Here is a 9,443-nt window from a genome sequence, read left to right on the forward strand (position 1 = left end):
GTGGCGGTGAGCGTGCCGGCGGGGGTGGTGCCGGGCGCGCCGGTCACCGTCCCGGCGCCACCGGTGGTGATGTTGGGGTTGCTGATGGCGGAGCCACCGATGCCGCTGCCGCCGTCGCCGCCAGTACCGCCGACGCCGCCGTTGCCTTGGCTGCCGATGCCGCTACCGGGGCGACCGCCTCTCCCGCCGGTTCCGCCTGTGCCGCCCACGCCACCGGTGCTGCCGGCCGTGGCGGCGGTCACCGTCGCGCTGCCGGCGGTGCTGGTTCCCAGGAAGCCGACGCCGGTGCCGCCGGTGCCCGCGCCGCCGACGCCACCGAACCCGCCGTCACCGCCGGGCCCGCCGCCGGTGCCGAGGTTCCCCCCGTTGCCGAACCCGCCGATTCCGCCGATCCCGCCCGCGCCGCCGGTGGCGGTCGCGGTGGTGGCGGTCAGCGTTCCGCTGCCGCCGCTGCTGTCGGGGCCGGTGACGGTGCCTCCGACACCGGCGCCGCCGTTGCCGCCCGGCCCGCCCTTGGCGCCCGAGCCGTCGGGGCCCTTGCCGCCGGTGCCGCCCGCGCCGCCGGTGGCCCTCCCGGTGCCGGTGGTCAGGGTGCCGCTGCCCCCGGTAGCGGAAGCGTTCTGGGCGAAGCCGCCGACGCCCGTGCCCCCGACGCCGGCGCCGCCGGTACCGACGGCGTCGCTTCTGCCGGCGGCGTTGGTGCCGCTGCCGCCGGTGGCGATGACCGTGGAGTTGGTACCGGCGGTCACCGTCCCGGCCCCGCCGAAGGCCGGGCTCGTGATGAAGTTGCCGTTGCTGCCGGCCGCGGTGCCGCCGATGCCCGCGCCGCCGAAGGTGCCCGAACCGCCGGTGATGCGGATGGTGTTCGTGCCGCTGCCGGCGGTCAGCTTGCCGATGCCGCCGGTACTGCCGGACGTGCCGGTGCCACCGATGCCGGCACCTCCGGGCGCTCCGCCGTTGCCGGCCTCTCCGTTGCCGCCGGTGATGGTGACGGTGTTGTTGCCGTCGCCGATCTCGACCAGCGCGGTGCCGCCGGTGCTGGACCGGCCGATGCCGGCGCCTCCGGGCCTGCCGCCGACGGCGGTGCCGCCGGTGATGGTCAGGGTGTCGTCACCGAGGATGCCGTTCACGGTGCCGGCGACGACGCCGTTACCGAAGTTGCTGTTGCTGTTGGTGATGGTGATGGTGCTCTTCGCACCGGGAAGGTCTCCCACCGTCAGGGTGTCGCTGGAGCCGATCCCGCTGGTACAGGTGATGGTGAAGCCCGCGGCGGCCGTACCGGTACGGGTGCAGCCGTTCGGGTCGGCGGCGTGTGCGGGCGTGGCCGCCACGACGGGCAGCAGCAGGCCTGCGGCCAGCGGCAGGGCGCCGACCGCGCCCTTTCGCACAGCGCGGCTCTTCCCGGTGCAACGTTCCATTGCTGTCCATGCCTTTCGTTGCGGTGAATCGATCCTGATGTCCCGTCAGGCCGGAGCGCCCCGGTGCGCCTGATCCGTCGTCGTGTCCGCCTGAAGCGACGGTGTGGGACCGGTCGGCCCGTGTCGCGAAGCGGTTCGCCCGGCTGACGGCGAGGTCCGCACCGAACCGCCCGTGCGGGTACCTCCTTCATAACCGGCCGGTGGTGGTGCCGCCCGGCGGGCCGGCCAAGGTGAAGGGTGCCGGCGGCGCCGTCGAGGCCGATGGCGGCGGCCTCCGCCGAGGCTGACCGCGAGGGAGGAGGCGGCTTCGGGGTCGGTGAACGGGCTGACCGGCGTTCAGGGCCCGTGGGACAGTGGGGTCGGCCGGTTCTTCGGGCCGGTCCGGGGGTCGGTCGGCAGGCCGGCTCCGAGAAGGATCAGTCCCGCTGGGCTTCGCGGGAGGTCGGCTGACCGGACCGCCTGGACTGCCGCTGGGTGATGCGCCTGGTCATCAGCGTGATCGCGGCTCAGGTGATCAGCATGGACGGGAGCGCCTTGCGAAGATCAACAACCGGGTGGAAAGCTCGCGGCATGCCAACTTTCTCTTCCTACGACGGTACCGAACTGGCCTACCACCTCATCGGCGAGGGCGAGCCGCTGATCTGCCTGCCCGGCGGCGCGATGCGTGCCTCGGAGTACCTCGGCGACTACGGCGGGCTGTCCGCCCACCGGCAGTTGGTTCTGCTCGACCACCGCGGCACCGGCGATTCCCCCGAGCCCGCCGAGGTCGAGAGCTACCGCTGCGACCGGGTCGTCGCGGACGTCGAGGCCCTGCGCGTGCACCTCGGGCTGGAGAAGGTCGACCTGCTCACCCACTCGGCCGGGGCGAACCTCGGCGTCCTCTACATGCAGCGCCACCCCGAGCGCGTCGCGCGCATCGCGCTGATCACGCCGGGAATGCGGGCCGTCGGGATCCCGGTCGACGAGGGCAGCCGCGAGGCCGCGACCTCGCTGCGGAAGGACGAGCCCTGGTACGACGAGGCGATCGGCGCGTTCCGCAGGGACTGGACCGATGTGGGGTCCGACGAGGACGCCGCCCTGTCGGGCCCGTTCTGGTACGGCCGGTGGGACGAGATCGCGCAGGAGCACCATGCCACGCGCGCCACGCAGCTCAACCGTGACGCCCGCGCGGCGCACTACGCCGAGGGCGCGTTCGACCCCGAGGCGACGAGGGCTGCGATCGCGGGGCTCGAGATCCCGGTCCTGATCCTGGTCGGGGAGCTCGACTTCAGTCCCAGCCCGGTGCTCGCGACACGGCTCGGCGAGCTGTTCGCGGACGGCTGGGTGCAGCTCGTCGTGCAGCCCGGGGCTGGGCACCACCCCTGGCTGGACGACCCGGCCTGGTTCGGTGGCGTCGTCACGCGCTGGCTTGCCGAGAGCTGACCGGCCCTCCGGCGGATCCCGGTCCGCCACCGACTCGGCCCTCGTCCGGCCCCGGCGGCGCGATCGACGCGAACGCCTCGCCGGGGCGTCCGAGGACGCCCCACCGCCGTGCGGTCCGGTCGCCTCAGTCGCCGGCGACGTACACGTAGGTGCCTGGCGCCTGGCTGCACTTGCTCAGCAGCGCTTCCAGGCTCACCAGTTGTGAGTCGTCCCGCCAGGTCGGGATTCCCTGCACCTCCGCGCGCGCGGAGGCGCATTGCCGGGAGTCCAGCACGGTGTCCCCGTAGGGGTCGATGGCCGCGAGGACGGGGAAGCCCTTGCGGGGGAGCTTCGTGACGACGTCCATCAGGACGTCGTGCTCATCCCCGAAGGATTCGGTGACCGTCCGCTGGAGGGAATCCCAGCTCCTCAGATCGGGGAGGTCGGAGTGCCAGAACACGTCCAGTCCCACGGTGAACTCCAGGCTTCGTCAAAGGGGGTAGGCGGTGAGCACCCTGCCCTTGTGTACCACGACCTCCGGATGGGTCCTCAGCGTTGAGGAGTTGAGACGTTGTCGGGGCGCCGGTCAGCTCGTCAGCGGAAGCGTGAGGACGTGGACGAGTCCGCCCCCGGGGTTGGCCTCCACGGTGAGCCGGCCCGCGCTGCCGTCGGTGCCGTGAAGGTCCTGAGGGCCCCGGGGCTTCGCGTGCAGCCAGGGCCGGGCTCCGGCGGCCACGTCCGGGCCCCGGTCGGTCACCCGGATCTGCAGCGCGCGCGGCCCGCCGGGGCGCTCCGGCGCCGTGGTCGCCTGGACGAGCACGCGGGCTCCGGGCGGGGTACGCAGCCACGCGGACCGGACCATCGCGGCGAGCGTCCGCTCCAGCCGGCCCTGGTCGACGGGGACGGGTGGCAGCCGGTCCGGGACGCGGACGGTCGCCGAACGCGTCGGCACCTCGGTCAGCGCGGCGGCGACCGCCGAGGACACGTCCGCCGGTCCGGGCCGCGGTGCACGGGCGTCGGGCGCGTGGACGGCGCCCGTGACGGCGGTGGCGACGTGGCGGCTGTGATCGCCCACTGGTGCTCTGTTCCGTTCGGTGGGTGTCGGCGGGTGGCGGATGAGGAGTGTCCGGGGTCCGGCCTGTCGGCCGCGTGTTCGGACACTCCATCACCACGCGATCCTCTCGGATGAAAGCTGAGGTATTGATGAGGCGACCATCGGGTGACAACGGCGGATCGGCACCCGCCGCGCGTAGGGCTACGACGGGGTCCACCGCCGGCTCTCGCCGCCGTTGCCGTCCGGATCTCATGCGGGGTGCTGTCGCTGGTGACGAGGTCGGGTCGTCGAGGCAGCGGCCGGACTCCCCGCCCGGGGATCGCCTCGGTACTGTGGTGGCCCGGAGCGTGGGAAGGGTGGGCCTGATGGGGGCGGGAGCGTGGCGCAGGCCGCTCGTCCGGTTGCGGATGCGGCTGTTGGCCGAGATCAATGCGACCGTGCACGGGCAGGACCTGCACCTGGAGCGGTACGACCGTCCGGCCGGGGACCCCGGGCTGTACGGTCCGGACAGCGTGGTGTGGCGGGTGCACGGGCACCCGGCCGGGATGCTGGCGGGCGGCTTCGCGGCCCTGCTGCTGCAGTCCCTGCACCCGGTGGCGATGGCGGCCGTCGACGCGCACTCCGACTTCCGGATCGATCCGACCGGCCGGCTCAACCGGACGGCCCGCTTCGTCACCACGACCACGCTCGGCTCGACGGCGGCGGCCGAGGCGGCGATAGCCGGCGTCCGGAGGATCCACCCGAGGATCCGGGGCACCGCGCCGGACGGCCGCCCGTACCGTGCCGACGATCCGGAGCTGCTCACCTGGGTGCACACCGCCGAGGTGCACTGCTTCCTGACCGGCTACCAGATCTTCTCCGCGACCCCGCTGACCGCCGCCGAGTGTGACCGCTACTACGCCGAGGCCGCACGCGTCGCCGAACGGCTGGGCGCCACCGCGATACCCGGGTCGCGCGCCGAGGTGGCGGCCTACCTGGCCCGGATCCGGCCGGAGCTGCGGGTCACGCCGCCGGCCCTGGACGTGTTGCGCCTGCTGCGGGGCTTCGGCCGCAGTCGTCGCGAACGCATTGCCGTCCGGGTGCTGACGAACGCCGCGATCGCCCTGCTCCCGGACTGGGCGAGGGCCGAACTCGGCGTGCACCGGCCCCGCTTGGTCCGGGCGCTCTGGGACCGCCCGGTGGCGCGGACCGCCGGCCGGATCATGGTGTGGGCCTGCGGCCCGTCCCAGATCCGCGCCGTCGCGTACGCACGAGCCACCGCGACGTCCACGACCGTCGTCCACGTCGAGGAGACCGGTTGACGGTCGCCACGTCCTCCCCGCGCCCGGTCCTGTACCTGTTCGGCTCCGCCGCCCCGCCGGTGCTGAGCGCGGCGCAGATCGTGCGGCACGCCCAGTTCAGGGGGTGGGACGTCGCGCTCGGGCTCACTCCGACGGCGGCGGGCTGGCTCCAGGACGAGATGTCCAAGCTGAGGCGGCTGACCGGCCATCCGGTGAAGTCCGTCTATCGCCGGCCGGGCGACCCGGACCTCCTCCCGCCCGCCGACGCGGTCCTGTTCGCGCCCGCCACGATGAACTGCATCAACAGCCTCGCCCTCGGGCTCACGACCTCCTGGGTCGTGGGGTACGCGGCCGAGGCGATCGGCAAGGGAATCCCGGTGGCGGTGGTGCCGTGCCTGAACACGGCCCTCGCCGCGCACCCCCAGTTCCCGCGCAGCGTCGAGACGTTGCGCGGGGCCGGGGTCCGGGTGCTGCTGGGCGACGGAGGCTTCGTGCCGAACGATCCGGGCGAGGAGCGACCTGAGGGCTACCCGTGGGAGGCCGCGCTCGGGGCCGCCAAGGAGTCCCTTGAGCGGTGACACCCCGTCGTGCCCCTACCGCCCGGGGGCGGTCGTCGGCGGGGCGTCCAGCACGCGGAAGGAGATGCCCGCCGCGATCAGCCGGTCGATCAGGGGGCGGCCCATCGCCACTGCCGTGGTCAACTGACCTGCCACCGGCGGCAGGTCGTCGTAGGCCAGGCACAGCGCCGACTCGGCCAGCATCTTCGCCGTCTCCTGGTAGCCGGGATCGCCGCCGGACACCTCGGTGAGGAGCGTTTGCCCGCCCTGCGTCCGCGCCGCGAAGCGGACGGCGAACCAGGAGCGCGCCCGCTGCTCCGCGTCCGGGCCGTCGCCGGGCTTGCGCAGCCGGCCAAGGGCCCGGCGCAGCGTGGGCAGTTGGGCGGCGACGGCGAGGGCCGTCACCGTGGCGACACCGGCGAGGGCGATCGGCAGCCGTCGTACCGCCGCGTAGTGCGCGTAGGCGAAGTCCGGGCCGTACTCGTCCAGTGCGGCGGCCGAGCGGGAGACCACCTGCGGGTCGATCGTGGGCATCGGCACGGCCCACGCGCGGGCCGCCCGTGACCGGTGCGGCCGGCCGGCCGGGGTGTGGACCAGCCGTCCCTTCGGCCGGGGCTCGGCCGCGCGGCGCTCGCGGGCGGCCCGGGCCATCGCGCGGGGCCGGGAGAAGGCCGTCATGGCCGAGGCGAAGGTGCCGCCGGAGATGGTGCCGCCCGCGCGGACGAAGCCCTCGACGGAGACGCGGGCCGACGGTCCTACGCGGCGGAGCAGTTCCTCGACGGTGAAGAGCACGCCGAGGTCGTGCGGTACGGAGTCGAAGCCGCAGGAGTGCACCAGCCGCGCTCCGGTGGCCACCGCGCGCTCGTGGTGCCGCAGGTACATCCGGTCGACGAACTCCGGCTCGCCGGTGAGGTCCACGTAGTCGGTGCCGCTGTCCGCGCAGGCTGCCACCAGCGGCTCGCCGTGCCGCAGGTACGGGCCGACCGTGGAGATCACCACGCGGGCGGAGCCGGCGACGTCGCGCAGCGCCGCGCGGTCGGCGGCGTCCGCGATCAGCAGGGGGAGGTCGGCGCAGCGCGGGTCGATCCGCGCCAGCCGCGCCCGGACGGCGGCGAGCCTGCCCTCGTCCCGCCCGGCGAGTGCCCAGCGGCACCCCTCGGGTGCGGTGCGGGCCAGGTACTCGGCGGTGAGCCCGCCGGTGAACCCGGTGGCACCGAACAGGACGAGGTCGTACGGGCGGGGCTCGGCCATCAACGGTCCCTACTCACGGGTAATCGACGGCGCCACGCTAGGAGCCGGTCGTGGCGGTGTCAACGGTCCGGGCCCCGGGTTTCCATCGGGGCGTGCTTGGCGCTACTTTGAACGTGTTCAATTTAGCCCTCGGGGGGTACGGGATGACCGAAGAACCGTCGCTGCAGCACGCCGCTCTCGTCGAAGCGGAGCCCGATCGTCACCGGGTCCGCCCCAGCGCGCGGGTGCTCGTCGCCCTGGCCGTGGTCGCGTGGGTGCCGTTCGTCGCGGAGGGGCTGCACTACCCGGCGAGCCCGAGGTACTGGGCCCTCCTCTTCACGCTGGTCGGGCTGACCGCGCTGCCTTTGGTGGTGCCGGGAGATCCGGGGTTCCGGATCACCTGCCTCGCCGTCGGCTGGCTCCAGTTCGCGATCGAGATCGTGCTCTCCGTCCCGTTCCTGCTGCTCGCGGTGCCCTTCTTCGTCTTCGTCTGCCCGTCGGGTGTCGTGCTGCTGCTCGCGAGTCGGCGCAACCGCGGCACGGTCGGCACGGCGATGCCGGTGCTGCTCGCGGCCTGCCCGATCCTGCTCCTGGCGCACGGCGGGTGGACGCACATGTAGCAGACGTGCTCACCGCCGGCGGCAGAGCCGCCCGTCGGGGGTGCCCAGCAGGTGGCGCAGGGGTTCGATGACGACCGGGCCGCAGTACCGGACGGTACTGCGGCGGACGCCGGCCCGGCTGAGGGTGTCGTCGGCGCCGGAGCCGGAGACCGAGAGGCGGGCGACGGTCGTTCCGGCCGGGGTGTCGATGACCAGTTCGTCCAGGCGGCTCCAGCCGCGGCGGGCCAGGCGGTACGGGACGGTGCCGTCGATCGCCGCGGCGGCGGCCAGGGTGGTGGTGTCGCCGGGGGTGAGCATCCGGTCGCCGGGGACGGGCAGGGGCCGGACGGCGAGGCGCCGGTACTGGTACTGCCCGACCGCGGCGGCCCGCAGGCCGGTGCCGATCCGCGCCGGGCCGAGCAACCGGGCCGCTGCGCGGGCGAGTTGGGCCAGCCGCCAGCCGAGGCGGGCGGTGAAGGCGTCGGCGAAGAGCTCCCGCTGGTCGTGGACGCCGAGGTCGGCGGCGTCCACGAAGAGGTACGGACGTCCGGCGGAGACGAGCGAGACCTCCATTCCGTCGACGGGCAGGAGGGCGCTGCCGGACGGCAGCAGGTCGCCGAGCCGCCGTGGCCGGCGGTAGGCGAACTCCAGGCCGAAGCCGGTGCCGGTGCCGCTGCGGTCGAGCTCGCACAGCACCCGGTGCCCGGTGTCGAGCACGTTGATCCGCGCCCGGGACGCCGGGCGGTCACGCGATAGCCAGGCCAGCCGGTCGGCCACCGCGACCGCGGCGAGGAGCGCGTGGCCGCCACCGTGGCGCTCGGACCGGTAGTCCAGGTCGAACCGCGGGTCGCGGGACGGCTCGATCATCGCGATGGCCGAGACGGGGACGCGGTAGGTGTCGGCCACCCAGGTCCGCGCGATCAGGAGGGCCTCGTCGAGTTCCCGTCCGTCCGGGGGCAGCACCCGCCTGTCCAGGACGAGCGCGGGGCGGGTGCTGCCGCCGGGGTGGGACAGGTGGCCGATCATCGAAGCCCCTCCGGTGCGGTCGCTGAGGTGCGACGAAGGATGCGGGATCCGGGCCGGGCCGGGCAACGACCGTGCGGTGAACGGTCGCCGAACGGCGCATTCGACCAGGTCGGCGATATTCGCTGAGTTCTTCCGGGTTGGCCCCTCCGCGTCAAATTCAGGGTGTCTTCGGGAATTGGTCGACCGTTCGCCGGACGGACATGGCAACCGGCTCGCGCAGGCTTGTAGCGTCCCGGATCGCCGATCGGACGGTGCGTGAATTCCGCCTGATCACGACGGATATTCGCCATGGATATCCGCCATGGACATTCCATTCCCTTGGCCGGAGGTCTGAACTCGTGGTCGACCATCTCCAGGCGCGTTTCGCCGGCCCCGTGCAGTCGGTGTTCCGCGTCGTCGCCGGACTCCTCTTCGCCTGCCACGGCACCGCCTCGCTCTTCGGCTTCTTCGGCGGTGCCGCGGGCACCCACGGCGGGACGCTCCACCTCGGGGCCTGGCCCGGCTGGTGGGCCGCCGCCATCCAGCTGGCCGGCGGCGCGCTGGTGCTGCTCGGCCTGTTCACCCGGCCCGCGGCCGTGATCTGCTCCGGCTCCATGGCGTACGCGTACTTCGTCGTCCACCAGCACCACGGCCTGTTGCCGATCGAGAACGGCGGCGAGCTGTCGGCCCTCTACTGCTGGATCTTCCTGCTGATCGCCACGCTCGGTCCGGGCCCGTGGGCCGTCGACGAGGTGCTCCGATCAGGCCGGATCCAGCAGGCCGTGGAGCCCGGTGCCGAACGGTCGGCGGTCGCCGGCTGAGGCGTCCGGCGGTCACCCGTCCGGTGGGGGGGGGGGCCCCCCCCGGCCCCCCCCCCCCCCCGGGGGGGCGGGGGGGCC

At 74.0% G+C, this 9,443-nt stretch carries 9 protein-coding genes and 1 pseudogene; 5 read left to right on the plus strand and 5 right to left on the minus strand.

What is annotated here, in order from left to right; genetic code table 11:
* Positions 1-1,388, minus strand: a pseudogene (locus ACFVU9_RS34425) (hypothetical protein); the annotation flags it as partial.
* 600 nt (positions 1,389-1,988) lie between these two features.
* Between ACFVU9_RS34425 and ACFVU9_RS34430 the strand changes: the two are divergent.
* On the plus strand, positions 1,989-2,840 hold the full coding sequence (locus ACFVU9_RS34430; RefSeq protein WP_387600253.1) for an alpha/beta fold hydrolase: 852 nt from the start codon (positions 1,989-1,991) through the stop codon (positions 2,838-2,840).
* Between the two features lie 124 nt (positions 2,841-2,964).
* On the opposite strand, the gene ACFVU9_RS34435 is transcribed toward ACFVU9_RS34430, so the two are convergent.
* Both ACFVU9_RS34435 and ACFVU9_RS34440 read right to left on the minus strand, forming a co-directional pair.
* Positions 2,965-3,291, minus strand: a complete 327-nt coding sequence (locus ACFVU9_RS34435; RefSeq protein ID WP_387600256.1) for a hypothetical protein — start codon at positions 3,289-3,291, stop codon at positions 2,965-2,967.
* A 114-nt stretch (positions 3,292-3,405) separates the two neighbouring features.
* Positions 3,406-3,894 (minus strand): hypothetical protein, encoded by a 489-nt coding sequence (locus ACFVU9_RS34440; protein WP_380500259.1) that lies wholly within the window; start codon positions 3,892-3,894, stop codon positions 3,406-3,408.
* Between the two features lie 344 nt (positions 3,895-4,238).
* Between ACFVU9_RS34440 and ACFVU9_RS34445 the strand changes: the two genes are divergently transcribed.
* A complete protein-coding gene (locus ACFVU9_RS34445; RefSeq protein WP_387600259.1) occupies positions 4,239-5,174 on the plus strand; it encodes an oxygenase MpaB family protein in 936 nt (311 codons plus the stop codon).
* Entirely contained in the window at positions 5,171-5,731 is a 561-nt protein-coding gene (locus tag ACFVU9_RS34450; protein ID WP_387600262.1) for a flavoprotein, read from the plus strand. The genes ACFVU9_RS34445 and ACFVU9_RS34450 overlap by 4 nt, the downstream gene beginning before the upstream one ends.
* Positions 5,732-5,746: 15 nt before the next feature.
* On the opposite strand, the gene ACFVU9_RS34455 is transcribed toward ACFVU9_RS34450, so the two are convergent.
* Positions 5,747-6,961 carry a saccharopine dehydrogenase family protein gene (locus ACFVU9_RS34455; RefSeq protein WP_387600265.1) on the minus strand — a complete coding sequence of 405 codons (1,215 nt, stop codon included), beginning with the start codon at positions 6,959-6,961 and terminating at the stop codon, positions 5,747-5,749.
* Positions 6,962-7,104: 143 nt separating this feature from the next.
* Between ACFVU9_RS34455 and ACFVU9_RS34460 the strand changes: the two genes are divergently transcribed.
* Positions 7,105-7,560 carry a hypothetical protein gene (locus tag ACFVU9_RS34460; RefSeq protein WP_380444984.1) on the plus strand — a complete coding sequence of 152 codons (456 nt, stop codon included), beginning with the start codon at positions 7,105-7,107 and terminating at the stop codon, positions 7,558-7,560.
* Positions 7,561-7,569: 9 nt separating this feature from the next.
* On the opposite strand, the gene ACFVU9_RS34465 is transcribed toward ACFVU9_RS34460, so the two are convergent.
* A complete protein-coding gene (locus ACFVU9_RS34465) occupies positions 7,570-8,565 on the minus strand; it encodes a hypothetical protein (RefSeq protein ID WP_387600268.1) in 996 nt (331 codons plus the stop codon).
* A gap of 338 nt (positions 8,566-8,903) precedes the next feature.
* Here ACFVU9_RS34465 and ACFVU9_RS34470 point away from each other — a divergent pair, with 338 nt between their 5' ends.
* Positions 8,904-9,365, plus strand: a complete 462-nt coding sequence (locus ACFVU9_RS34470) for a DoxX family protein (protein ID WP_387600271.1) — start codon at positions 8,904-8,906, stop codon at positions 9,363-9,365.
* The last annotated feature ends 78 nt before the right edge of the window (positions 9,366-9,443 follow it).

Origin of the sequence: Kitasatospora sp. NPDC057936, assembly GCF_042887525.1 — a bacterium.
Taxonomy (GTDB): Bacteria; Actinomycetota; Actinomycetes; order Streptomycetales; family Streptomycetaceae; genus Kitasatospora.

Bases quoted from the DNA above. Each gene is read 5' to 3' on its own strand.
- ACFVU9_RS34455 (WP_387600265.1), bottom strand. From the start codon at position 6,961: ATGGCCGAGCCCCGCCCGTACGACCTCGTCCTGTTCGGTGCCACCGGG.
- ACFVU9_RS34430 (WP_387600253.1), top strand. From the start codon at position 1,989: ATGCCAACTTTCTCTTCCTACGACGGTACCGAACTGGCCTACCACCTC.
- ACFVU9_RS34465 (WP_387600268.1), bottom strand. From the start codon at position 8,565: ATGATCGGCCACCTGTCCCACCCCGGCGGCAGCACCCGCCCCGCGCTC.
- ACFVU9_RS34445 (WP_387600259.1), top strand. From the start codon at position 4,239: ATGGGGGCGGGAGCGTGGCGCAGGCCGCTCGTCCGGTTGCGGATGCGG.
- ACFVU9_RS34460 (WP_380444984.1), top strand. From the start codon at position 7,105: ATGACCGAAGAACCGTCGCTGCAGCACGCCGCTCTCGTCGAAGCGGAG.